Source organism: Pseudoalteromonas sp. APAL1, assembly GCF_021532475.1.
Taxonomy (GTDB): Bacteria; Pseudomonadota; Gammaproteobacteria; order Enterobacterales; family Alteromonadaceae; genus Pseudoalteromonas; species Pseudoalteromonas lipolytica_C.
Map to the genome: position 1 here is coordinate 1 of NZ_JAKGAW010000034.1, position 24,201 is coordinate 24,201.

A 24,201-nucleotide genomic window follows, 5' to 3' on the forward strand; every position below is an offset into this window, starting at 1 on the left:
GTGAGGCCCGAAGGTCCCCCACTTTGGTCCGTAGACATCATGCGGTATTAGCAGTCGTTTCCAACTGTTGTCCCCCACCATAAGGCATATTCCCAAGCATTACTCACCCGTCCGCCGCTCGTCAGCAGAGTAGCAAGCTACTCTCTGTTACCGCTCGACTTGCATGTGTTAGGCCTGCCGCCAGCGTTCAATCTGAGCCATGATCAAACTCTTCAATTAAAAGTTTTTTCTGTCCCGAAGGACTTGCTCAATGAATTCTGAATTTTGATATCTTTCGATATCGAATTGACTGTGCTGAAACAAGTAAACTTGTTTCCGTTGGTCACTCAGTTCAATTGAGACTCTAAATTTATTTGCGTCATCTAGCGAACTAGAATCTGCTGTTAGAACTCAACCTGTACGAGTGCCCACACAGATGATTGCTTTATATTGTTAAAGAACGTTTCGAGTTGCTTTCGCGTCTCGAGGGATGCGTATAATACATCCTTAGATTTTTGAGTCAACACTTAATTTTAAACTTTCTTTTTAGACCGTTTTAAACCGAAGTTTTACTTGACTCTCTGTCAGTTTGTTCAGCGCTTTTCATTGCTGCCCGCCGTGTCAGTGGATGCGCATTATAGGGATGCGAAGAATTAACGCAAGCACTTTTTGTAGAAAACTACTAAAAACTTACCTTTCGCGCAAAAAACAAGCTAAAGGCAGTAAAAAACATAGTTTACTGTATAAAATACAGCCAACTTTTCTCGAGAGGATCTTAAGTATTATCGAAATTAGGTAATACGCAAGTTTTTTTAAATAAAAAGCGCCTGTATTTAAGTGGCGCTTTTATCAATCAACACTAGATTTAGTACAAGATACTATATAATTTACGGCGATACTTAGAAGCAAGTGCATCACCATCAGGTAAAGAGGCAATGATTTCTAGGTATGTTGGTTTTGCATCCGCATAATTTAGATCTTTTTTAAGCACAGTAAATAACATCTCAAGTGCTTCTTCTTTGCGACCTGCAATGTTTAAGGCATTGCTTAGCTCTAGTTTTATCTCAAGATCATTTGGATATTTTTCTACTTTCGCTTGTAGTGCTTTTATTTCTGGTGAATCTGTTGCTGCTAACGCTTGTTCACATTTAGCTTGGATATTTGTGAAATACGCATCACGTTCATTTTCTGCAACCGAATCTAATAATGCTTGCGCATCATCTAGCTTATGAATTTGAATACAGATATCAGCTAACACTAACTTTACACGAGTATGGTTTGGATCTAGCTCGTATGCCTGCTTTGCATAACTAAATGCATTATTTAAATCCTGATTAATTAACGCTTGTTTAGCTTGCTCAAGTAATAATTCATGTTGTGCGGGTAAATGCTTTGCTAAGGCATCACGAATTTGCTGTTCAGTTTGAGCACCAGGGAACATATCAACAGGCGCTGAGTCTTTTAACATCACAAGAGTGGGTAGTGCTTGCAAACCTATTTGCTGTGCAAGTTGACTTGCAAGTGCCTGCTCAACATCACAATCTAACGTTGCTACTAATAAATGCTCACCATATTCGTGTGCGATCTTCTCTAAAATAGCAGCTTGTTGATGACACTCTGGATTTTGTGCAGAGTAAAAAGTAAGTAACACTAATTTTTCAGCGGACGTTTCACCCAGTGCTTGCTGCAAATTTCGCGGGGTAAGATTTATCATATTATTCATTTGATTGATTGCACTATATAAGTATTTAAGTTTTGATATAGTGGCAAACATAACAATTACAAGTCCTACGGGTCGAGGTCATTATGAAATTATCTGCTATTTCTGCAGCTTTATTACTTCTTAGTCCATTCGCGCAAGCAACAACGCTCGATTTAAATCTTCAAAAAACCATGCCTGAGATTGAAGATCTCTATTTAGATTTGCATCAATCTCCTGAGTTGTCATACCACGAAAAGAAAACGGGCCAAAAGTTAGCAAAGCAATTAAAACAACTGGGCTTTACTGTTACAGATAATGTGGGTGGTTACGGCGTTGTTGGGATATATAAGAACGGTGATGGCCCTACGGTCATGATCCGCACTGATACTGACGGCTTACCAATTGTTGAACAAACTGGTAAGCCATACGCCTCTAAAGTAACTGTTACTAATGATGCTGGTGCAACCGTTGGCGTAATGCATGGCTGTGGTCATGATATTCACATGAGTTCATTTATTGGCACAGCCCAACAGTTAATGACACACAAAGATCAGTGGCAAGGCACTTTAATGATGGTGGCACAACCAGCAGAAGAAGTAGGAGGCGGTGCAAAAGCCATGCTGAAAGAGGGGCTATTTACTAAGTACCCTACTCCAGACCATGTTATTGGTTTACATGTTAGTGCCAGTGTTCCTGCTGGCAAAGTTAGCATGAAAACAGAATATACGATGGCAAGCGTTGACTCTGTTGATATTACAGTAAAAGGTAAAGGCGGTCACGGTGCCTACCCACACACAACAATAGACCCTGTTGTAATTGCTTCACGTATTGTGTTGGCGCTGCAAACTATTACTAGTCGCGAATTGTCACCACTTGAACCATCGGTTATCACTGTAGGTTCTATTCACGGGGGCTCTAAACACAATGTCATTTCAGATGAAGTAAAACTGCAATTAACACTGCGTAGCTATAACCCTGAAGTACGCTTGCAACAAATCGCTGCGATTAAACGAATTTCTCAAGGCATCGCATTAAGTGCCGGACTTGATGAAAGCTTAGCACCTGAAGTCTATGTACATGAAGACGAATCAATTCCTTCAACTTATAATAATCCAGCTCAAACCAACCTAGTGCGTTCAGCAATTGCTAACGCTATTGGTGAAGACAATGTACTTGAAACTGAAGCTGTCATGGCTGGTGAAGACTTTGGTCTTTATGGTCGTACAGAGCAGCACGTGCCTATTACTTTGTTTTGGTTAGGCGGTGTTGAGCCGAGTCAATATGATGAAGCGATGAAATCTGGTGCAACATTACCTTCTTTACACTCAAGTAAGTTTGCACCTGATTACAAAAAGGCGCTTCCTACAGGCATAACAGCTATGAGTAACGCCGCAGTTGCCCTGTTCAATAAAAAATAGTTTAGGCTGACTTAGCTCTAGGCTTAGCTTTTCTTTTAAAACGTCGCTTTTGCGGCGTTTTTGGTAATTGGGAAAATACTTGACTGTCGCACTGCTTCGCTTGCTCAACTAAAGCATGCAGCTCTGCCAGTAATGGCGTTAAAAACTGCTGATAACTCATGTGTTGCTCAGCTATATTCCCTAATGATGCTTCCCACTTAGCTGTTAAATCAGGGCTAGCAAGCTGCTCTGGTAATGTACTAATGAGTGCTTTTCCTGTTGCCGTTGCTAAAATGTTTTTACCCTGACGCTCTAAAAAGCGGCGCTTAAATAAAAGCTCAAGAATACCTGCCCGTGTAGCCTCAGTGCCTAAGCCATCGGTTTCTTTAAGGATCTTTTTAATTTCAGGATCTTTCACATACCGGCTGATGCCTGTCATAGCACTTAATAAGGTAGCATCAGTAAAATGCGCTGGCGGTGTCGTCATTTTGTCTATCACTTCGCCTTGATTGCAATGCAGCAACTGACCTTTTTCAAGAGCAGGCAAGGTTTGCTCATCTTTTAACTCTGTTTTGCCCATCAATGTTTTAAAGCCTAGGCTAACATCTTGCTTAGCAGCTGCTTTAAAAAGCCCACCTGCAATTTCAACCGTTACTTTGGTTTCGTTAAATATATAGTCTGGATAAAACTGGATTAAATAATGACGACAGATCAACCGATAGACTTTTTGTTCATCACTATTTAATGTTGCTGAGCGAAGTTGTTTTTCGGTAGGTACTATCGCGTGGTGAGCTGCAACTTTGCTGTCATTAAAACATTTACTACGCTTGCTCGTATCAGCTTGCTTACAAGCTTCACTTGCTTGCCCTTCATTATTAGCAATAGCAGCAATAATTTTAGCTGCATCTTTATGATGCTCTTTTGGTAAATAGCGATTATCTGATCGAGGATAAGTAATTAACTTATGACGTTCATATAAACTTTGACAGGTATCGAGCACCTTTTGCGCAGGCATTGAAAACGCTTTTGCCGCATCGATTTGTAAAGCTGATAAGTTATAAGGTAGCGGCGCTTGTTGCTTTTTTTGCTTCTGCTCAAGCTCAACTACTTTAGCTGGCTGATTAGTTATGCGTGACACAACATTTTCAGCAAGTCCTTTATGTAATACCCGCCCTTCTTCATCTTGATAAGGTTCGCATGCTTTGCTTGGCTGCCATTTAGCAGAAAAAGTTTGCTGCTGCTCAGTTTCAAGATGAGCTAATACTTCATAAAAAGGTTTTGCTACAAAGTTCGCTATTTCATTATCACGATTTACAACTAAACCTAAAATAGGAGTTTGTACCCGCCCAACAGATAACACATTACCAAATCCAGCTTTTTGCCCCGCTAGTGTATAAGCTCGCGTTAAATTCATACCAAATAGCCAATCAGCACGCGAGCGAGCTAAAGCAGATACACTCAAGGGAATAAAATCACGATTCGATTTTAAATTATTAAGTGCTTTTTTAACTGCACTTAAGTTTAAATCGCTGATCAAGAGTCGTTGAATTTGCTGTTTTTTAGCTTGGCTTAGTTTGACCTGATCAATTACTTCATCAACCAATAGCTGGCCTTCACGGTCAGGGTCACCTGCATGAACTATGATACTTGCTTGCTTGATCAGCTTTTTTAATACAGTGAGTTGTTTACGGGTTTTTGCTTTAGGTTTTAATTGCCATTGTTCTGGCACGATAGGTAAGTGCTCAAATCGCCACTTTTTAAAACTTGCATCGTAATCATCGGGCTCAGCTTGTTCAAGCAAATGCCCTACACACCAAGAAACACAATCACCATTAGCAAGCTCTATATAACCATCCTGTTTTTTCTGTGGTTTTGGCAGCGCATCTGCAATGGCCCGTGCTAGGGAGGGTTTTTCGGCAATGTAAAGTTTCATAAAGCAACACTAAATACTGTTTTTATAAACAGTAGTCTAGCACAGGATTTTTAACTTAGGAATCGCTTAAGCTTGCTGACTTCGTCGAGTAAAGAGATAGATAAGTGGTAGGTAACAAACGACCACAGTACCAATATTGATTAGCGGTAGCAGGGTCTTATACATGTAGGTACTGTATGATAAATCCCAAAGATGGCGGTCGACCAAACGGAACAGTTGTAAAATTGGCGCCATAATAACAACAAGTTGTCCCAACACACTTTGCCATAAGTAGACTTTGTCTTTAATACCTAAATAAGCAATGATTGCCATCCAAGCAATATCATTAAAAGCCCAGACTACATAGCGCCAGATATAAATGTCATCAAATTCTTTTAAAGCAGAATAAATAAGAGTTCCATAAAGGAAAAAAGCAGCAGTAATAACAGAGAAATAAAAAGCAGGCCAATCTTTACGAAGATAAAAAATAATAATAGCTGGGCTCAAAATGAACACCCAGCTATTGCTTAAGATAACTCTAATTTCTACAAACCAGTCAGGCAAAATGTAGCGCCTTAATCAGTTTTATCGTCATCACCGCCATCACCATTGCCTGGCATATAGCTATATTTATCAACTTTTTTCATTTGTATACTCCATTACATCTGTTAATGAAGTTTCACTTTAATTGATTTATTGCCTCACATCAATAGGCTCAGATTCATGCGCCTTACCTTGCATAATAGAGATCTCGACTCGTCGGTTACGCCTACGATCTTCATCGGTAACATTCGGTACAAGTGGCCTTGTTTCTGCGTGACCTACAACCATCATACGAGATTTATCAAAACCGGGGGCCTTTTCCATTTCGCTAGCAACTGCAACAGCACGTTTTGACGACAAATCCCAATTGTTTGTATAAAGCTCATTCGATACTTGGAAATCATCTGTATGCCCTGACACGGTTATTTCACCCGGCACATCTTTTAACAGCGTAGCAATATCACGAATGATAGGTTTAAACCTAGGCTGTAAGAAAGCACTGCCTGAAGGGAATGAACCATTCTCACGAATGCGAATGATAATTTGCTGACCTAGTGACTCAAGTTCAATCGCGCCATCCATAATTTGCTGCTCAAGCTGTTGGGCAATTTTCTTCACAAGCTCATTCGTTTGCTCTTGATCTGCTGCAGAAATTGACTGCTCCATTGCTTGTTGCTGAGCAGTGCTTTGTGATTCCCCACCACGCTTATTACCACGCTGTTCTTGACGACCACCTGCAGAGCTTTCATCACCAGCCTGAAACTCGAGCATTTGTTGTGTCATCTCTACGGTTTGTTGTTGAATTGTCTCGATAGGAGTAGGTTCAGGTTTGCCCGGAGTGAACTCCATTGCAATGACCGAGGTCCCTTTTGGAATATCTTTTACTTCAATTTTATTTTGTACACCAAAAGCAAACTTCATTGAACCTGCTATCTGCTTAAATTTAAGAACATCCATTTCCGAGAAAGCAAGCAAGAGTACAAAGAAGCACATTAATAGCGACATTAAATCTGCGAAGGTTCCCATCCAGGCAGGTAACCCCGGAGGTGGACATTTGCACTCTTGATCTGACATGCCCTACTCCTCGGTATCGACTTTACGTTTTGATTCAGCTAAATAGTTTTTCAAGATGCCTTCAATTACTTTCGGGTTTTGACCATCTTGAATACCCAGTACCGCATCAAGAATTAAACGTTGGTTGAGGGCTTCTTCATCTTTACGCAGCTCTAGTTTTACCTGAATTGGAATTGCAACAACGTTTGCCAAAAAAGCACCATAAAGTGTTGTTAAAAGAGCTACAGCCATTGCAGGACCAATTGCTTTTGGGTCATCCATGTTAGATAACATTGCAACCAAGCCAATTAGCGTGCCTATCATCCCCATCGCAGGAGCGATATCGGCAAGCGACTTAAATAAACCTGCACCAAGTTCATGGCGAGTAGCGGTGAGGGAAATATCTTTTTGCAGTGTGGCACGAACTACATCAGCATCATGACCATCCACTAACATATCAACCCCTTTGCGCATAAAGCCATTAGGGATTTCGGCTTCTTCTAATGCTAAGAAACCACCTTTACGTGCTGAGTCAGCTAATTCTACTGCTTTTTCAATTAATTCTTCTGGCGATTCAATTTTGAACATAAAGGCTTTTGCAGCGACCTTACCAATGCCCAAAAACTGCCCCATAGTGAAGTTCGATAACACGATAAAAATCGAACCACCAAATACAATGACCACCGAAGGCGTGTTATAAAACATTGCAACTTGGCCGTCACTACTTAATACCATCGACATAGCAATTAAGCCTATGGCACCAAGAATACCTATTATGGTTGCTAAATCCACATACCCCTCCAGAGGAACAAATACACGACACCAACGGCATCAAATTTTTATTATTAACTGCTTATCGGCAAGCAATTGAATTACTTAAATCATTAAATGAATTAATTTTATTTTAATGTAAGATTTTTAAGCTACAAGTTGCCGCTACTTCTAAAACCGTAAAAATAGCATATTGATTTCCTTTTATGCGCAAAAAAACACATCATTCTTTGACCTAGTTTAGCATTCCCCCTAAAATTGGCCTCACTTTCTATTAGCTATCGAGGCCACTATGGCAACAAAGAAACCAGAAAACTTGAGTTTTGAAGAAGCACTGGATGAATTATCTAAGATTGTTGCACAAATGGAGCAAGGTGAACTGTCTTTAGAACAATCGCTAAAACAGTTTGAGCGTGGTATAGCGCTTGCGAATGCCTCATCTGGAAAATTACAACAAGCCGAACAAAAAGTGGCCATATTAATGGGTAACGATAGCCAAGCTCCTCTTAGCAACTTTGACTCAAACTTGGACTAATTAAGTGCAATTAAAAGAACAATTACAACGCGCTCGAGAAGACGTTGAAGCACATTTAAATCGCTATTTCGAACTGCCACTAAACACTGAAAAAACCATTAAAGAAGCCACTCATTACGGCGTTTTAAATGGTGGTAAGCGCTTACGTCCTTACCTCGTTTATGCGACGGGCCGCATGATGGGAGCTGACAAAGCTGACCTTGATATTCTTGCCGCTGCTATTGAGTGTATTCATAGCTACTCATTAGTTCATGATGACCTACCAGCAATGGATGATGATGACTTAAGACGTGGCCGCCCTACTTGTCATATTGTTTATGGTGAAGCGCAAGCTATTCTCGCCGGTGATGCTCTTCAAACATTAGCATTTGATTTAATTGCTAACCATCAGTTTGCAGTACCTACGACACAACAGGTAAGAATGATCGCCTCGTTAAGCAAAGCCTCAGGTATAGAGGGTATGGTAGGTGGTCAGGCACTTGATATTGAAGCTACTGATAAAGCAATTACAGTCGAAGAACTAGAACGTATTCATCAACTTAAAACTGGCGCATTACTCAACTGTGCAATTACCTTGGGGGCTTTGGCCGCGCCGCAATGTGATGAGCAAACGTTAAAGCAGCTTAATTTGTTTGGTCAAGCAATTGGTCTGGCTTTTCAGGTACAGGACGATATTCTCGATGTAGAGGCAGACACCGAAACGTTAGGCAAACCGCAAGGTTCAGATATTGCGGCCAATAAAGCGACCTACCCTGCATTATTAGGTATGGCAGGCGCTAAGCAAAAAGCACAAGACTTATTGGCTCGGGCTCATAAAGCACTTGAGGCTATTGATTACGACACCCGCGAGCTGGCAAGCCTTGCTAGCTATATTGTTGAGCGTAATTATTAACGTCTAAAAAAGAAAGACAAAATAACTAAAAAATCAGAGCAGCAATGGGCTATAATGCACTCTGGTTAGCGAAGGATGTATATAAAATCATGACACTTGATAGTAGCAAGTATCCATTATTAAGTTTGGTTGACGAACCAGCACAACTGCGTGATATTGCGCAAGATAAGTTACCTGCGTTTAGTAAAGAGTTACGCGAATACCTGCTTAATTCAGTTTCGCAAAGTAGTGGTCATTTAGCATCAGGTTTAGGTACTGTTGAGTTAACAGTGGCCCTTCATTATGTCTATAACACCCCTGAAGATCGTTTAGTATGGGATGTGGGTCATCAAGCATACCCGCACAAAATCTTAACGGGTCGCCGTGACCAAATGCATACTATCCGTCAAAAAGACGGTTTACACCCTTTCCCATTCCGTGAAGAAAGCCCTTACGACACCTTCAGTGTTGGTCATTCAAGTACTTCTATTTCTGCAGCGCTCGGCATGGCTATTGCCGCTGAAAAAGAAGGTAAAGATCGTAAAACGGTTGCTGTTATTGGCGATGGCGCAATTACTGCTGGTATGGCATTTGAAGCGATGAACCACATGGGCGATGTAAACCCTAACGTGTTAATTATCTTAAACGATAATGAAATGTCGATTTCAGAAAACGTAGGTGCCCTAAACAACCACTTTGCACGTATTTTGTCTGGTAGCTTCTACACCAATATTCGCGAAGGCAGTAAAAAACTTCTTTCGGGTTTACCGCCAGTGAAAGAACTTGCCAGCCGCATGGAAGAACACCTAAAAGGCATGGTCATTCCGGGCACATTCTTTGAAGAATTAGGCCTAAATTACATCGGCCCAATCGACGGTCACGATGTCAATATGTTGGTCGATACCTTACGTAATATGCGTAACCTTAAAGGCCCTCAGCTACTGCATATTAAAACGCAAAAAGGTAAAGGTTATAAACCTGCTGAAGCGGATCCAATTGGTTACCATGGCGTACCAAAATTTGATCCGAGCATGTCTAAATTACCAAAATCAAAACCTGGCGCTGCCACATTCTCAAATGTGTTCGGTGACTGGCTTTGTGATATGGCAGCACAAGATGACAAGCTAATGGCGATTACTCCTGCTATGCGTGAAGGCTCAGGCATGGTTCGTTTTTCTAAAGAGTACCCAGCGCAATACTTTGATGTAGCAATTGCTGAGCAACATGCTGTAACGCTTGCAGCTGGTTTTGCTTGTGAAGGACTGAAGCCTGTTGTTGCTATTTATTCAAGCTTTTTACAACGTGCGTACGACCAACTTATTCACGATGTGGCATTACAAAACCTACCGGTTTTATTTGCTATTGACCGTGCCGGGATTGTTGGTGCTGATGGTGAAACTCACCAAGGTGCTTACGATTTAAGCTTTATGCGCTGTATTCCTAATATGATTATCATGGCACCAAGCGACACTAATGAGTGCCGCCAGATGCTGTATACAGGTTACCAATGCAATCAGCCTGTTGCCGTACGATACCCACGTGGTAGCGCAGGCAATTGTGATGTTGAATCAACAATGAGTGCGATTGAAATTGGTAAGGCGCGAAGTATCAAACAAGGTAGTAAAGTGGCAATCTTGTCATTTGGTACGCTACTAGAAAACGCCAAATCAGCTGCTGAAGAGCTTAATGCAACAGTGATTGATATGCGCTTCATTAAGCCTCTTGATACAGAGACTATTAGCGAGTTGTTGAGTAGCCACGATGTAATTGTTACCCTAGAAGACAACGCCATTGCTGGCGGTGCGGGTTCTGCTGTGAATGAGTACTTAGCTGCAATTAAAGCAAATGTGACTATCTTGAACTTAGGTATTCCAGATGAATTCATTAAGCATGGTACTCAAGACGAAATGCACGCCGAAATGGGCTTAGATGCAAACGGTATCTTAACTAGCATCAAAGAGTTTATGGCCTAAGCCGTACACTAATAAAACTAAAAAGGAGCCTTAAGGCTCCTTTTTTGTCATCGTTTATATTAGCGCATCCAAACCTTAATATCAGCAAGACCTGTTTCTTGAAGAACACCCAGTTGTTTATCAACATTATTATTTTGCTCAAACTCAAAAGCATCTAATTGTTCATCAAAGGTAATATTTGCAACGCCATCACCACCGCGCTTTTTCACTTGGTGTAGCGCGATATCAGCTAAATTAACAGACGTTTCCCAGCCAATCACTTGACCACCCAATAAAGGTAATGGATAGAAAGACCAGCCAATAGACGCAGTGATGGTGGTCGATTCCCCATTTGGTAGCCTAAATGGGTTTGCTGCAATTGCTTCACACAAGTCAGCAACATAATTGTCTATAGCTGTACGTTTGAAATCACGTAATAAGAGTAAAAACTCATCGCCACTCCAGCGTGCGACATAGTCTGAGCCTTGTGTCCGGCTATTCAACAATGTCGCCATTTGCTGTAAACAACTATCGCCTGCAAGTGGTCCATAGGAATCATTGATGCGGCTAAAGTTATCAAGGTTAATTATCAGTAGCACCAACGACTTACCCTGTGCTTGCAATGATTGCGAATTACGTTGGAAATGTTCAATATCTTTAGGGAGCTGATCAAACAAGAAGCGACGACTACGAAGCCCCGTTAGCTCATCTGAGTGACTGACTAACTTAAGCTGAGAATTTACTTGATTGAGCTTATCGTTGGCTTCACGAAGCTCTACGGTGCGCTCTGTTACTAAGCTTTCAAGTGCTAATTGTTTACGCTTCTCTTGCGCCCTAAACACCCAAAACACGAGGTAGAACAGTAAAATAAAACTACTTGTGATCAAGAGTCTAAAGTAAATGGTCTCGTCAAAGCGACGTGGAACAACGAATGTGTACTCGGTACGACGAGCCTTTTGCCAATCTTCACCACCACGTTTGGCTTCAAGCTGAAACAAAAATGCCCCCGGAGGTAAATTTGTATAAATAGCCTCACGGCGGGTGTTTGCATAGCGCCAATCACTGTCTAAACCACTCAGTCGATATCTAAACTCAATACTTGAAGGAGCAAAATAATCAATTGCGGTATATTTGATTGTCACATCGCGCTCATCAATTTGTAGCTCAGGTTTATCACCTAAAGTAGCGGTACTTAAGCTTCGCAGCGGCGTAATAATACTTTCAATACGCGGCTTAAGCGCTTGCACACCAAAAAGCTCAACACTCTTAGGTATTTCAACTACCCCTTGTAAGCTTGGGTACCAAATAGAGTTACCTGTGTCTGCTACAGCATCATGGCCAAGACCAGCACAGCACTGACTGGCTTTACCATCTAATTGTCGGTCAAATGATGAGATCACTTGCTCTACTTTTAAGCTCTCTATATCAGTACCAAATTGCTCTACCGGCATGCGGTAAACGCCCTTCATGGTACTTACCCAAATACGTTTTAACTGTTTGTCATAAACAAGGCTGAAAATCGAGCCGTACGGTAGGCCGTCTGTTGCATCAAGTTGACGCCACTGACCTTGGGTGCTGCGATAAAATAAACCATCGTTAAGAGAGCCAATTAATATCCCCACCCCTTCAATATTTAAAATACTGGTGACATAAGCGCTTTCTAAACTGGTTTGGTCACCAATTTTTTCAATACCACGGTCAGTAAAGTAATAAGCCCCTTTACTGGTACCTATTAAGCCAAAATTTTGCTCATCAAGCACATAGGTAATAAATTTACTGCTCAAGAACGCATTGTAAGCAAAAGGTGTTAAGCCACCGTAACTTAAACGGTACATACCGCGACCAGTACCGAGCCAAAAACCGCCTTTACTAGAACGGCTAATTGCGAATACAGGGTTATCGCGCAGTGCTCGTCCTGGCACTGTATACAAGGTTTGATTCTCATAGTAAAAAACACCGCGACCTGTAGCAATGTATAAGCGATCACCATCAAACTGCAAATCGTGAACTGCAGCCCGACCAAACTGATTACTTGGTATTTGATTTACAAAATTCTTATTGTAATCGAAGTAGCCGACACCACTGCGGTTAGCCACCCATAGTTTGCCATCAGGTGCTTGGCTAATCGCCATCACCGCTTCTGTCATATTTGAAATAGCTGAGTGGCGCTCAATACGCCCTTCGTGAGCAAGCCATAACCCCTCACTGAAACTTGCCAGCCAAATATTATTTTGATTATCACGGAAAATATCTGCAAACCAAATACTTTGATCAAGCTGACTTGGCTCAACCCATTGCCAGTCCCCAGAGTTATCTCTAAAGAGTAAACGGCCATAAGTTGAAATCCACAACGCTCCATCTGAGTCGCTCATAAACTTGTAAACGGCAGAGTTACTCGCGTTAGGAAGTGGGAATGGACGCAGCTCGTCATCTAAATCAAGAAAGTAGGCACCAAGCTCAGAGGCAAGGTATAAATTACCCTCAAGCCACGCCATATCATGAATGATGGTTTGCGCTAGGCGCTCAGGGAGAGAGACTTTTGCGGTAAGTTCTAAGCGCAGCTTTGCAAAATCAGATGAAGTATTAGTTAAACGCAATAAGTGACGCTCGTTAACCAGCCAAATACCCTCTGGCGACAACGCCATTTGGCTCACTGAACCAACTATTTGCGTGATTGCCGTAGCATTTGATACTGGCACGACTAACGCAGAGTTTTGGTTTAGGGTGACTTGATTTCGTGCAACATAATAAAGGCCGTTGGCTGCAATCCAGATACTGCCTTTAGAGTCTTCAAGAATGTCGCGCACCGGGCCTTTAACATTAAAGGTTTGCGACATCATCGTTCTTGGATCGAGGGTTACTATCCCGTTTTTAGTGCCAACCCAAAGTAACCCCGTACTATCAACTAATAGCTTGTTAATACCATTACTTGGCAAGAAATCACTATTTTGTGTGTTGAAGTTGGTGAAAGTATTACCATCAAAGCGGCTCAAACCGAACTGAGTACCCAGCCACATGTAGCCTTGCTCGTCTTGAGCGATGCTCTTAAGAGATTGAGATGGCAAGCCGTTTTGGATATTCCATTGTTTGACGACGTAGTCAGTAATAGATGCAAACGCAGGCATACTGCATAACACCAACAAACAGACAACTAAAAATCGCATCATATACTTGCCACCAAGTAACACTGTATTAATCGTTTAAAAGGGTAAATAGCCAGCTTTAAACAAAGCCTGTACACAAATTAATGAAAAAATACCTGCTAAAATATCATCAGCCATGATGCCCAAGCCACCGTGTAAACGCCTATCGAGAATACGAATAGGGCCTGGTTTAGCGATATCAAAAAAGCGGAACAATAAAAAACCAACTAACAATGACTGCCAACTAAGTGCAGCACCAATCATGGTGATATAATAACCAGCAACTTCATCCCAAACAATGGCAGGATGATCATGCACCCCTAAGTCATCTGCTGTTTTACCACAAGCCCAGATACCAAATACGCTGATCACAATTGCAAATACAATCTGTAACCATAGCGGAAAGTACATGGTTGTAAAAATAAATGGTAATGCAGCAAAAGTACCAAAGGTGCCAGGTGCTTTAGGTGCTAGGCCTAAACCAAAACCCAAACCAAATAATTGATGTGGGCGTTTTAAATTAAATAATCGGTTACTACTCAAACCGGCTCCTTTGCAAAGTGTTGAAACCCTTTACCTTGATAGTTAAATTTTTCACCATCAAGTAGTAGTTCAATTTCACTTTCGCCACTTTTTATTTGCCCAACACAGCTGGCTTCGACGCCATATTGACGAAGTTTCATATCAACCATGCTTTTATTGCTTTCAGGCACAGTAAAAAGTAATTCGTAATCGTCGCCGTAATTTAAAATATAGTCAAACTGTTCAGGGCGTGGAATTGATGCGCTGACAGCATCAGACACAGGTACTTTATCAACATGGATCACTGCACCGACTTGCGAAAGCGCCAATACATGACCTAAATCAGCTAATAAACCATCAGAGATATCGATGGCAGCAGAAGCCGCACCTCGTAATACCTGCCCAGCTGCAACTCGCGGAGTCGGGTAATCGAAACGATTGTTTAAATAACTCAAATGCTCAGGCGCGATGTCGAAACCTTGCTTACGTGCTTCGATCGCAACACCGGCGTCGCCCAGTGGACCGGTCACATAAATCCAATCACCTACCTTTGCGCCGCTGCGACGCAATGCTTTGCCTTCAGGCACAATACCTTTGGCACAAATAGTAATTGTGAGCGGACCTTGTGTAGTGTCTCCACCGATGATTTGCACATTAAAGTATTCCGCAATTTCATGCATACCTTCTGTGAACTGCTCAATCCATTCCATATTCACTTCAGGCAGGGTCAATCCTACTGAAATCCAGGTAGGTTCAGCACCCATTGCAGCCAAATCACTTAAGTTAACAGCTAACGCCCTATGCCCAAGGGCGCGAGGAGAAATGTCATCAAAAAAGTGTACACCTGCAACTAATGTGTCGGTTGTCACAGCCAATTGACAATTTTCTGGCACAGTGACCAACGCACAATCATCACCTATACCAAGGTTTACATCACGACGGATGATACCGCGACCTTTAAAGTAACGGTTAATTAATTCAAATTCCTTCATTCACAAAAAAGCCGGCCCAAGCCGGCTCTCCTTTACGGGGCTACTTACTTACGCAGCTCTTTAACTGCTTTATCAAGTACACCGTTGACAAACTTATGGCTGTCTTCAGCACCAAACATTTTAGCAAGCTCAATACCTTCATTGATTGCTACTTTGTATGGAACGTCTTCACGGAATTTCAGCTCATAGCCAGACAGACGTAAAATTGCTTTTTCGACCATGTCTAACTCATCTGCTGGGCGTGCTAAATGTGGCGCAACGATTTCATCTAATTGCTTACAGTTAACAACAACACCGCGTGCTAGGTCTTTGAAATATTCGACGTCGATTTTAGTCACATCATTTTCAATTAACATTTGCTGTTCAATATCAGCAATTGGGTTACCGCTTAACTGCCAAGAGTATACGGCTTGAAGTGCTAAGATACGTGCTTTACGTCTTGCTGCTGGTTTCACAGAGATTCCTTAAACTTAAATTTTGTCTAACACATTAACCATTTCAAGCGCACCTAAAGCAGCTTCGCCACCTTTGTTACCCATTTTGGTACCTGCGCGCTCAATTGCTTGCTCAATGCTTTCAGTGGTTAATACGCCAAATGCAACCGGGATATCATACTCAAGTGATACTTGTGCAAGACCTTTGTTTGATTCGCCAGCGACTAAATCAAAGTGTGGTGTACCACCTCTGATCACAACGCCTAGAGCGATGATTGCATCGTGTTCTTTCTTTGCTGCAACGCGTTTCGCTGCTAAAGGTAATTCAACGGCACCTGGTACGTAAACAACAGTAATGTCGTCGTCAGATACGCCACCTGTGCGCTTAAGCTCATCAACAGCACCTGCTAATAGGCTGCTACCAATAAAGTCATTAAAGCGAGAAATGACAATGGCAAACTTTTTGCCCGGTGCGTATTTGTTACCTTCAATAATTTTCATTTAATAACCCTAAAAAATAAGTTTAAGCGGTTGCGATTGCGCAAAAATTACGGCGCATAATACCACAAAAATATAAAAGTAGCCTAGTTAACCTGAACTCTGGCTAATAAATCTAACTCTAGTGGCCACTCGTAACGCTAACCGCATTGAATTTAAATAAAATTACGAGTAAACCTCTTAATTAAATTACGCGTTAATTAAGATTGCGGCTCAACGTAGTCAACCACTTCTAAGTGGAAACCTGATAGTGCATGGTATTTTTTCGGACGGCTCATTAAGCGCATTTTTTCAATACCTAAATCAGCCAAAATCTGCGAGCCCACACCGACAGTACGCGATGTCCCTTGGAATTTACGATGATTTACATTTTCACCCGCATCTTCGGCAGCAAATGCTTTTACCATTGCTTCAAGGTCTTCAGTTGATTCTTGCTTACCCAAAATCACCAGCACGCCATTGTGTTCTGCAATGTAAGCCATCGCATCCGATAAGCCCCAACTGCGATCAGCACTACGATCAGATAATAAAATATCATTGAAAGTACTTTGTAAGTGAACACGAACAAGCGTTGGTTCTTCTTTCGATACTTCACCTTTTTGTAAAACATAGTGAAGTTGACCATCAATGGTGTCTTTGTAGGTAACTAAATCAAACTCACCGTGATCTGTTGGCAGTTTACATTTAGCAACACGCTCAATGGTGGTTTCGTTTAGGTTTCTGTATTCAATTAAATCTGCAATAGTGCCAATCTTTAAGCCATGCTCTTTTGCAAAAATTTCAAGATCTGGACGACGTGCCATGGTGCCATCGGCATTTAAGATTTCAACGATCACTGACGAAGGCTCAAGACCCGCTAAACGAGCTAAATCACAACCGGCTTCGGTATGACCTGCGCGTGTTAACACGCCACCTGGTTGCGCCATAATTGGGAAAATATGCCCAGGTTGTACGATATCGCTCGGCACGGCACCTTTGGCAATAGCTGCTTGAACTGTACGTGCTCGGTCAGCTGCTGAAATACCTGTCGTTACGCCTTTCGCTGCTTCAATCGACATAGTGAAGTTAGTTGAAAAAGCAGCACCGTTATTTTTAACCATTAACGGCAAATCTAACTGCTGGCAACGCTCTTGCGTCATCGTTAAACAAATTAAACCACGACCGTGTGTTGCCATAAAATTGATAGCATCAGCACTGATATGCTCTGCTGCGATGATTAAATCGCCTTCATTTTCTCTGTCTTCATCGTCCATTAAAATAACCATTTTACCGGCTTTAATGTCATCGATAATTTCTTGCGCGCTGTGTAGATTCATAATGTGCCCATGAGAGTATGATTAATAGTGACGTATCTTTGCTTATTTAATAAAACCAGCTTGTGCTAACAAGCTCATTGATATGTCTGAACGGGAAGGTTGTTCGGCCCCTTTTATTAGGCGCTCTAAATAGCGAGCAATCTGGTCAACTTCTAGGTTCACCTGAGTACCCACTTGAAATTCTGCAATCGTTGTTTGCTCTGCGGTATGCGGAACAATAGTCAACTTAAAGCGGTTTTGCTCGACCTCGTTGACCGTTAAACTAATACCATCAATACATACCGAACCTTTGTAAGGAATGTACTTCATTAAATCATTGTCAGTACTTAGCCAGTACTCTGTTGCACGAGCATTAGGACTGATACTTTCTACAGTCGCAATACCATCAACATGACCAGATACTAAATGCCCACCTAAGCGAGAAAGTGGTTGCATGGCTTTTTCAAGGTTAACTGTTTGACCTTTTTTATAGTGAGCAAAGCCCGTTAAGCTGATTGTTTCGTTTGATAAGTCAGCACTAAAACCATCGCTATGTTTAGCGACAACCGTCAAACACACACCATTGGTGGCAATACTGTCACCGAGCTTAACGTCTTTCATATCCAAATTAGTGCTTTGAATACGAATAGCTAGGTCACCTTGCTTTTGTGTTAGTTCAACAATTTTACCTGTTGCTTCAATAATTCCAGTAAACATAGTGCTACTCTTTATTTTCAATGTGTGTGGCTTGCTTTGCTTTTGTCGCTGTTAAGCGAATATCGTCGCCAATCATCACTGTATCAGTAAAGGTCAGTTCAGTGATATCACTCATCATGGTAACTTCTGCAAAGTTTAGTAAGCTTTTGCCCATATCACCTATTAACTTAGGGGCAATATAAACAATGTATTCATCAATTAAATCTTGCTCAGCAAATGCACCGGCAAGGGTCGCACCTGCTTCGAGCCAAATATGGTTAAATTGCAGCTCAGCAAGACGCTTTAAAACCGCTGATAGATCAACTTTATTATTAACTGCTGGTACAACTTCGTGTTTAACAAAGTGAGGCCATTGATGCTGTTTATCAAGCGATGTAGTGAAAATAATCACCGGACTTTCAATGCTAAATAATGCAAGTTCAGGCGTTAACCTATTTTGTGAATCAATAATCACACGAGTAGGTTGACGCAAAGGCAGTGACGTTGGCATATCAATTGGCAGCTCATCAATGCGTACATTGAGTTTGGCATTATCAGTCATAACCGTATCTGCACCAGTGAGTACCACGCAACTTTGGGCACGAAATGCTTGCACATTTTGGCGCGCTTTAGGCCCTGTGATCCATTTACTTTGGCCATTATTTAGCGCAGTTTTACCGTCTAAACTGCAAGCCATTTTACAAATCACATATGGCAACCCAGTTTCCATGCGCTTTAAAAAGCCTTTGTTTAAATCGCGAGCTTGTTGTTCAAGTAAACCTGATGCTACAGCGATACCTGCATCTGCTAAAATCTGTAGACCGCGACCACTCACAGCTGGGTTTGGGTCGACCATGGCAGCTATAACTTTGCTAACACCCGCAGCTTTTAAACCTTCGGCACAAGGCGGTGTGCGTCCATAATGACTACAAGGTTCTAAAGTCACATATGCGGTGGCACCTTTTGCATTGTCGCCAGCCACTGCCAGAGCATTAACTTCAGCATGGCCCTGCCCTGCTAGTTGATGAAATCCTTCACCGACTATTTCGCCATCTTTAACCAGTACACAGCCAACATTAGGGTTTGGTGTTGTAGTAAAACGACCTTGTTTAGCAAGCTCTATGGCGCGTGCCATATAAGCCGTATCAAGTTCTGTGAATGACATAGTTAATCACCTAAACGAGCGATTTCTTCACCAAACTCGCGAATATCTTCAAAAGAACGGTAAACTGATGCAAAGCGAACATAAGCCACTTTATCTAGTTTTTTTAGTGACTCCATAATGCACTCACCAATTAAATGGCTAGAAATTTCACGTTCACCCGTGGCACGAAGCTGAGATTTAATAATGTTGACCACTTCATCGACCTGCTCGGTGCTGACAGGGCGTTTTTCTAGCGCACGATGCAAGCCATTGAGTAATTTGTCTTCATTAAATGGTTCACGACTACCGTCTTGCTTTATGACTCTTGGCATCACAAGTTCTGCGCCTTCAAAGGTGGTAAAACGTTCGTGACATTCGTTACATTCACGTCGACGCCTAACCTGGTGGCCGCCGCCAACAAGTCGAGAATCAATTACTTTAGTATCTTTTGCGGTGCAAAAAGGACAATGCATAGAGTTCAGCTTCCGTTTATTAAAAACAAAAAAGGCCGCTTATTAAGCGGCCTTTATAATAGCAAAAAACAACGCTATTGTTATCTTAATTACGGTTTAACCAATAATTAAGCGTAAACTGGTAATTTTTTACAGATAGCTTTAACTTTCTCTTTTACTTCAGCTTGTACAGACTCATCATTGATGTTGTCTAGTACGTCACAGATCCAGCCAGCAAGCTCTTTTGACTCAGCTTCTTTGAAACCACGGCGAGTAATAGCTGGAGAACCAATACGAAGACCAGACGTTACGAACGGTGAACGTGGGTCGTTAGGAACTGAGTTCTTGTTTACAGTGATGTTAGCGTTACCTAGTGCAGCGTCAGCATCTTTACCTGTGATATCTTTATCGATTAGGTCAAGAAGGAATAAGTGGTTGTCTGTTTTACCAGAAACAACTTTGTAGCCACGCTCTTGAAGAACTTCAACCATAGCTTGAGCGTTCTTTACCACTTGAGCTTGGTACGCTTTAAATTCTGGTTGTAATGCTTCTTTGAAAGCAACTGCTTTAGCAGCGATGATGTGGCATAAAGGACCACCTTGACCGCCAGGGAATACTGCGCTGTTTAGCTTTTTGTAGATTTCTTCATCACCACATGCAGAAACGATTAGACCGCCACGAGGGCCCGCTAATGTTTTGTGAGTTGTCGTAGTAACAACGTGTGCGTGAGGGATTGGGCTTGGGTATACACCCGCTGCGATAAGACCAGCAACGTGAGCCATATCTACGAATAAGTATGCACCAACTTTGTCAGCGATTTCACGGAATTTAGCCCAATCAACGATACCTGAGTATGCTGAGAAACCAGCGATGATCATTTTTGGTTTGTGCTCTAATGCTAGCGCTTCAACTTGAGCGTAATCAATTTCGCCTGTTTCGTCATTTAGGCCGTATTGAATTGCATTGTACGTTTTACCAGAAAAGTTAACGTGTGAACCGTGAGTCAAGTGACCACCATGAGCTAAGCTCATACCTAGTACTGTGTCATGTGGCTGAAGAAGTGCTTGGAAAACAGCTGCGTTTGCTTGTGAACCCGCATGCGGTTGAACGTTAGCGTAATCAGTACCGAATAATTCATTAGCACGGTCAATTGCTAGCTGCTCAACAACATCAACATGTTCACAACCGCCATAGTAACGTTTGCCTGGGTAACCTTCAGCATATTTGTTGGTAAGCTGAGAACCCTGCGCTTCAAGTACGCGTGGGCTACAGTAGTTTTCAGACGCGATCAGTTCGATGTGCTCTTCTTGACGAGCCGTCTCTTTAGTGATGGCTGCAAATAACTCTGGATCGAAATCCGAAATATTCATGCTACGTTCTAACATGGGGTCTCCTAAGGCAACGTGTATGGTATTTTTTGAAGGCTATATTGTACGCTTAAAACGCACTTTTGCCTATCTTGTAAAGATGAACATATTTAAACAGGGATTGAATTTATTTCACAGTGTTTTAATAATGATATTTTTTTATTGATACATAATAAAAATTTATAAATTTAAAACATTACATATATTTTTAAAATATGATTTAGCGTAAAAAGTTCATCATGCGTTTGCATATGGGCACAATGAAACTAAGCTTGTAATACAAACCCAGATCAAGGATGTTTTGAGTCAATGTTAGCCAAGCCCATTTATGAACTTGTTCCCTACTGCTATTTGTTTTTAGGTATTGCCTGTATCGTCATACCTCATGAGCTGCTCTACACACTCATTGGTATTGTGTTATTTTTGCTGGGTGCAAACATATGGCGAATGCGCTCAGAAGCGCGAAGACGAGATCAAAAAAGTCAGCGAATTAAACAAAGAAGAGCGCGCTATTACTATGAATTTAAACCCTTTATTTTATTCATTAGTGCTCTGACTTTAACACAATGGACGCAAAACGAGATCATCTTATTAAGCTGCGCTTTGCTATGTTTTAGTGCGTTAGTGATAATTGCAATGCGATTATTGAACCGCCACAGCCATTCATTATCACATTAAAAAAGAGCGGCAATGCCGCTCTTTTAATTACTTTAAGCTAGTTTATTTAAAAGCTCTGTTCTCAATAGTTGATAATCATGCTTGATGTCTTCTGCTAAACAAGGCTTTGCAAGGGCATCTGCTAGAGGCTTAGGCATTGCTAACTCAATACCTAAAATATCTTCAACACTTTCTTTAAATTTAGCAGGATGTGCCGTTGCTAAAAATATACCGGCACTGCCATCTGCTAAATTTTCTTTTAAGCCTTGATAAGCAATCGCTGTATGAGGTTCTGCGATATAACCCGTTTGATGAATTTTTTTCATCACTTCTTTGGTTTCTTCTTCGCCAACACAACTTGAGTAAAAGTCATCATAGCTAAACCAATTATTATCCAACATAAATTGAACACGTGGCCAGTTATTCGGTTTACTCACATCCATTGCGTTTGATAATGACTCAAGCGTTTCGTTAGGTGCCCACTCTTTGCTTTGTAAAAAACGTGGCACAGTGTCATTTTGGTTGGTTGTTGCACTCAATTTTGCGACAGGCATACCAAGTACAGCACCAATCATCGCAGCGCACACATTACCAAAGTTACCACTTGGTACTGAGATATGTGCCTTGCTACGCTTTTCTTTTGGCAACTGGGCTATTGCTTCAAAGTAATAACACACTTGAGCGACCAAGCGACTGATATTGATCGAGTTAGCTGAGTTAAGGCCAAGTTTTTGTTTTACTTCATCGTCTAAAAACGCATTTTTGACCATGCTTTGACAGTCATCAAAACTACCATCAACTGCATAGCAGTGAATGTTATTGCCAAGTGTGGTGAACAGTTTTTGCTGCGCTAATGAAATTTTACCTTTCGGATACAGAATAACTACATCAATATTTGGCTTGTTATAAAACGCATGAGCAACGGCGGCTCCTGTATCACCCGATGTTGCCGTTAAAATCGTTACTTTTTCGCCTTGGTTAAACTGCGCCAAACACTCAGCCATAAAACGACCACCAAAGTCCTTAAAGGCAAGCGTTGGACCATGAAAAAGCTCTAAGCAATACATGTCTTTTTCAACTTCAACCAATTTCACATCAAAGTTAAACGCATTTTGCACCATCTGTGCAACAGTATCGGCAGGCAGCTCATCACCAATCAGGTGTGATAAAATTTTGCTGCTACGGCTAACAAAGTCCAAATCAAGTAGCGCATCAACATCTTTGATAGGCGTTAAGCTATCAGGAAAAAAGACACCTTGATTACGCCCTAACCCCGTTTTTACCGCTTCAACAAACGACACCTGTTGTGATTCATCTTTTAAATTATGTAATTGCATGTTGTTTCCTTAAATTCTTTAAAGCTCTCGTGTGCCAAGCTGATCGAGTTGACAGATGTGGCTGAAACCCTGCTCATTAATGTAATTATCGTTCAGCCAAGCTGCGCATTTTTCTGCAGCATCTAAACTTTTACACACGGTGAATAATGTTGGGCCTGCACCCGAAATACTGACGATTTCGGCACCAAGCTCTGGTAATGCTTGTTTCGCTTCGGCAAAACCTTGAATAAGGGGTGCTCGATGCGGCTCGGCTATTTCATCAGTCATGATTGATAGCGCAGCATCAAAGCGTCCCGTTAGCAGTAAACTGCTAAAAGCCGAAAGACGTTGTGCAAATTCAACACTGTCATGCATTGATAATTGTTTTGGCAGTACTGAGCGTGCTTTTGCGGTATTTAGCGAAAAGCCAGGAAAAGCCGCCACGTAATACCATTGATTATCAACAGGTAACGAAATTGATTTATTGGGAATGAGTTCGCCAGTTAATTGCAAGCCACCTAAGTAGCATGGTGTGATGTTATCGTAATGACGGCCGCCACTAACCATAGCTTCAAAATCAGCCATCAATTCGATGAGTTGCTCTTGTGATAAATTGGTTTGTGCAAATTTATCAAGGGCTGCAAAGGCTGCCACCACAGAGCAAGCACTTGAACCTAACCCAGAGCCAATAGGTAGATTCTTTTTAAGTTCAAGTTTTACCGCTGGCATAGCAGGCGCAACGTGTTCTTTAAAGTGAATTAAACATTGATATGCTAGGTTTTCTTCTGCATTGGCAGGCAGTTTATGGGCATAGTCGCCAGAGCATACAAAAGTGTCTTGCTCAGCAGGACTTACTTCAACTACATCACCTAATAAAGTGCCATCGATGGGCGCTAAAGCAGCGCCTAATGCGTCAAACCCAACTGCAAAATTGCCGATAGAAGCAGGTGCATATACACGGATCATAACC

Annotated in this window: 22 protein-coding genes and 1 rRNA gene; 5 read left to right on the plus strand and 18 right to left on the minus strand. The window is 41.6% G+C overall.

Going from position 1 to position 24,201, the window contains the following annotated elements:
* Both L1264_RS15370 and L1264_RS15375 read right to left on the minus strand, forming a co-directional pair.
* Positions 1–219, minus strand: a 16S ribosomal RNA gene (locus L1264_RS15370); the annotation flags it as partial.
* Between the two features lie 625 nt (positions 220–844).
* On the minus strand, positions 845–1,702 hold the full coding sequence (locus L1264_RS15375; protein WP_199526881.1) for a tetratricopeptide repeat protein: 858 nt from the start codon (positions 1,700–1,702) through the stop codon (positions 845–847).
* Between the two features lie 83 nt (positions 1,703–1,785).
* On the opposite strand from L1264_RS15375, the gene L1264_RS15380 reads away from it, so the two are divergent.
* Complete coding sequence (locus tag L1264_RS15380; RefSeq protein WP_199526880.1) at positions 1,786–3,099, plus strand: M20 metallopeptidase family protein; 1,314 nt, start codon at positions 1,786–1,788, stop codon at positions 3,097–3,099.
* Position 3,100: 1 nt separating this feature from the next.
* Here the strand turns inward: L1264_RS15380 and L1264_RS15385 are convergent, their stop codons facing one another.
* The 4 genes from L1264_RS15385 to pomA form a co-directional block, all read right to left on the minus strand.
* A complete protein-coding gene (locus L1264_RS15385; protein ID WP_199526879.1) occupies positions 3,101–5,011 on the minus strand; it encodes a DNA topoisomerase III in 1,911 nt (636 codons plus the stop codon).
* Positions 5,012–5,077: 66 nt separating this feature from the next.
* Positions 5,078–5,554: a hypothetical protein gene (locus L1264_RS15390; protein ID WP_135923697.1), complete on the minus strand. Its 477-nt coding sequence runs from the start codon at positions 5,552–5,554 to the stop codon at positions 5,078–5,080.
* A gap of 129 nt (positions 5,555–5,683) precedes the next feature.
* Positions 5,684–6,607: a flagellar motor protein MotB gene (locus L1264_RS15395; RefSeq protein ID WP_135923696.1), complete on the minus strand. Its 924-nt coding sequence runs from the start codon at positions 6,605–6,607 to the stop codon at positions 5,684–5,686.
* Between the two features lie 3 nt (positions 6,608–6,610).
* Positions 6,611–7,378: a flagellar motor protein PomA gene (gene pomA / locus L1264_RS15400; protein ID WP_135923695.1), complete on the minus strand. Its 768-nt coding sequence runs from the start codon at positions 7,376–7,378 to the stop codon at positions 6,611–6,613.
* A 271-nt stretch (positions 7,379–7,649) separates the two neighbouring features.
* Here pomA and L1264_RS15405 point away from each other — a divergent pair, with 271 nt between their 5' ends.
* From L1264_RS15405 to dxs, 3 genes are all read left to right on the plus strand, one after another.
* Complete coding sequence (locus tag L1264_RS15405; protein WP_199526878.1) at positions 7,650–7,892, plus strand: exodeoxyribonuclease VII small subunit; 243 nt, start codon at positions 7,650–7,652, stop codon at positions 7,890–7,892.
* Positions 7,893–7,896: 4 nt separating this feature from the next.
* A complete protein-coding gene (gene ispA, locus L1264_RS15410; protein ID WP_199526877.1) occupies positions 7,897–8,784 on the plus strand; it encodes a (2E,6E)-farnesyl diphosphate synthase in 888 nt (295 codons plus the stop codon).
* 89 nt (positions 8,785–8,873) lie between these two features.
* Positions 8,874–10,736 (plus strand): 1-deoxy-D-xylulose-5-phosphate synthase, encoded by a 1,863-nt coding sequence (dxs, locus tag L1264_RS15415; RefSeq protein ID WP_135923693.1) that lies wholly within the window; start codon positions 8,874–8,876, stop codon positions 10,734–10,736.
* A gap of 59 nt (positions 10,737–10,795) precedes the next feature.
* Here dxs and L1264_RS15420 read toward each other — a convergent pair whose 3' ends face one another.
* The 10 genes from L1264_RS15420 to glyA form a co-directional block, all read right to left on the minus strand.
* The gene (locus L1264_RS15420) at positions 10,796–13,882 is read right to left on the minus strand and encodes a ligand-binding sensor domain-containing diguanylate cyclase (protein WP_135923692.1); all 3,087 of its coding nucleotides are present in this window, start codon (positions 13,880–13,882) and stop codon (positions 10,796–10,798) included.
* 33 nt (positions 13,883–13,915) lie between these two features.
* Entirely contained in the window at positions 13,916–14,401 is a 486-nt protein-coding gene (locus tag L1264_RS15425; RefSeq protein ID WP_135923691.1) for a phosphatidylglycerophosphatase A family protein, read from the minus strand.
* Complete coding sequence (gene thiL / locus L1264_RS15430; RefSeq protein ID WP_135923690.1) at positions 14,398–15,372, minus strand: thiamine-phosphate kinase; 975 nt, start codon at positions 15,370–15,372, stop codon at positions 14,398–14,400. Before thiL ends, L1264_RS15425 begins: the two co-directional genes overlap by 4 nt.
* Positions 15,373–15,416: 44 nt before the next feature.
* Positions 15,417–15,827 (minus strand): transcription antitermination factor NusB, encoded by a 411-nt coding sequence (gene nusB / locus L1264_RS15435; protein ID WP_054552571.1) that lies wholly within the window; start codon positions 15,825–15,827, stop codon positions 15,417–15,419.
* A 15-nt stretch (positions 15,828–15,842) separates the two neighbouring features.
* Positions 15,843–16,307: a 6,7-dimethyl-8-ribityllumazine synthase gene (ribH, locus tag L1264_RS15440; protein WP_036966328.1), complete on the minus strand. Its 465-nt coding sequence runs from the start codon at positions 16,305–16,307 to the stop codon at positions 15,843–15,845.
* A 197-nt stretch (positions 16,308–16,504) separates the two neighbouring features.
* Complete coding sequence (ribBA, locus tag L1264_RS15445) at positions 16,505–17,620, minus strand: bifunctional 3,4-dihydroxy-2-butanone-4-phosphate synthase/GTP cyclohydrolase II (protein ID WP_135923689.1); 1,116 nt, start codon at positions 17,618–17,620, stop codon at positions 16,505–16,507.
* A 42-nt stretch (positions 17,621–17,662) separates the two neighbouring features.
* Positions 17,663–18,316, minus strand: coding sequence for a riboflavin synthase (locus tag L1264_RS15450; RefSeq protein ID WP_135923688.1), 654 nt, complete (start codon positions 18,314–18,316; stop codon positions 17,663–17,665).
* Positions 18,317–18,320: 4 nt separating this feature from the next.
* On the minus strand, positions 18,321–19,460 hold the full coding sequence (gene ribD / locus L1264_RS15455; protein ID WP_199526875.1) for a bifunctional diaminohydroxyphosphoribosylaminopyrimidine deaminase/5-amino-6-(5-phosphoribosylamino)uracil reductase RibD: 1,140 nt from the start codon (positions 19,458–19,460) through the stop codon (positions 18,321–18,323).
* Positions 19,461–19,462: 2 nt separating this feature from the next.
* Positions 19,463–19,912 (minus strand): transcriptional regulator NrdR, encoded by a 450-nt coding sequence (nrdR, locus tag L1264_RS15460; protein ID WP_054552576.1) that lies wholly within the window; start codon positions 19,910–19,912, stop codon positions 19,463–19,465.
* Between the two features lie 107 nt (positions 19,913–20,019).
* Positions 20,020–21,276, minus strand: a complete 1,257-nt coding sequence (glyA, locus tag L1264_RS15465) for a serine hydroxymethyltransferase (RefSeq protein WP_135923686.1) — start codon at positions 21,274–21,276, stop codon at positions 20,020–20,022.
* 291 nt (positions 21,277–21,567) lie between these two features.
* Between glyA and L1264_RS15470 the strand changes: the two genes are divergently transcribed.
* Entirely contained in the window at positions 21,568–21,936 is a 369-nt protein-coding gene (locus L1264_RS15470) for a hypothetical protein (protein WP_135923685.1), read from the plus strand.
* 32 nt (positions 21,937–21,968) lie between these two features.
* Here the strand turns inward: L1264_RS15470 and thrC are convergent, their stop codons facing one another.
* Positions 21,969–23,252 (minus strand): threonine synthase, encoded by a 1,284-nt coding sequence (gene thrC / locus L1264_RS15475; protein ID WP_199526874.1) that lies wholly within the window; start codon positions 23,250–23,252, stop codon positions 21,969–21,971.
* A gap of 18 nt (positions 23,253–23,270) precedes the next feature.
* Positions 23,271–24,197 carry a homoserine kinase gene (gene thrB / locus L1264_RS15480; protein WP_135923683.1) on the minus strand — a complete coding sequence of 309 codons (927 nt, stop codon included), beginning with the start codon at positions 24,195–24,197 and terminating at the stop codon, positions 23,271–23,273.
* Positions 24,198–24,201: the final 4 nt, after the last annotated feature.

Bases quoted from the DNA above. Each gene is read 5' to 3' on its own strand.
- L1264_RS15375 (WP_199526881.1), bottom strand. From the start codon at position 1,702: ATGAATAATATGATAAATCTTACCCCGCGAAATTTGCAGCAAGCACTG.
- L1264_RS15380 (WP_199526880.1), top strand. From the start codon at position 1,786: ATGAAATTATCTGCTATTTCTGCAGCTTTATTACTTCTTAGTCCATTC.
- L1264_RS15385 (WP_199526879.1), bottom strand. From the start codon at position 5,011: ATGAAACTTTACATTGCCGAAAAACCCTCCCTAGCACGGGCCATTGCA.
- L1264_RS15395 (WP_135923696.1), bottom strand. From the start codon at position 6,607: ATGTCAGATCAAGAGTGCAAATGTCCACCTCCGGGGTTACCTGCCTGG.
- L1264_RS15405 (WP_199526878.1), top strand. From the start codon at position 7,650: ATGGCAACAAAGAAACCAGAAAACTTGAGTTTTGAAGAAGCACTGGAT.
- dxs (WP_135923693.1), top strand. From the start codon at position 8,874: ATGACACTTGATAGTAGCAAGTATCCATTATTAAGTTTGGTTGACGAA.
- L1264_RS15420 (WP_135923692.1), bottom strand. From the start codon at position 13,882: ATGATGCGATTTTTAGTTGTCTGTTTGTTGGTGTTATGCAGTATGCCT.
- thiL (WP_135923690.1), bottom strand. From the start codon at position 15,372: ATGAAGGAATTTGAATTAATTAACCGTTACTTTAAAGGTCGCGGTATC.
- ribH (WP_036966328.1), bottom strand. From the start codon at position 16,307: ATGAAAATTATTGAAGGTAACAAATACGCACCGGGCAAAAAGTTTGCC.
- ribBA (WP_135923689.1), bottom strand. From the start codon at position 17,620: ATGAATCTACACAGCGCGCAAGAAATTATCGATGACATTAAAGCCGGT.
- L1264_RS15450 (WP_135923688.1), bottom strand. From the start codon at position 18,316: ATGTTTACTGGAATTATTGAAGCAACAGGTAAAATTGTTGAACTAACA.
- ribD (WP_199526875.1), bottom strand. From the start codon at position 19,460: ATGTCATTCACAGAACTTGATACGGCTTATATGGCACGCGCCATAGAG.
- nrdR (WP_054552576.1), bottom strand. From the start codon at position 19,912: ATGCATTGTCCTTTTTGCACCGCAAAAGATACTAAAGTAATTGATTCT.
- glyA (WP_135923686.1), bottom strand. From the start codon at position 21,276: ATGTTAGAACGTAGCATGAATATTTCGGATTTCGATCCAGAGTTATTT.
- L1264_RS15470 (WP_135923685.1), top strand. From the start codon at position 21,568: ATGTTAGCCAAGCCCATTTATGAACTTGTTCCCTACTGCTATTTGTTT.
- thrC (WP_199526874.1), bottom strand. From the start codon at position 23,252: ATGCAATTACATAATTTAAAAGATGAATCACAACAGGTGTCGTTTGTT.
- thrB (WP_135923683.1), bottom strand. From the start codon at position 24,197: ATGATCCGTGTATATGCACCTGCTTCTATCGGCAATTTTGCAGTTGGG.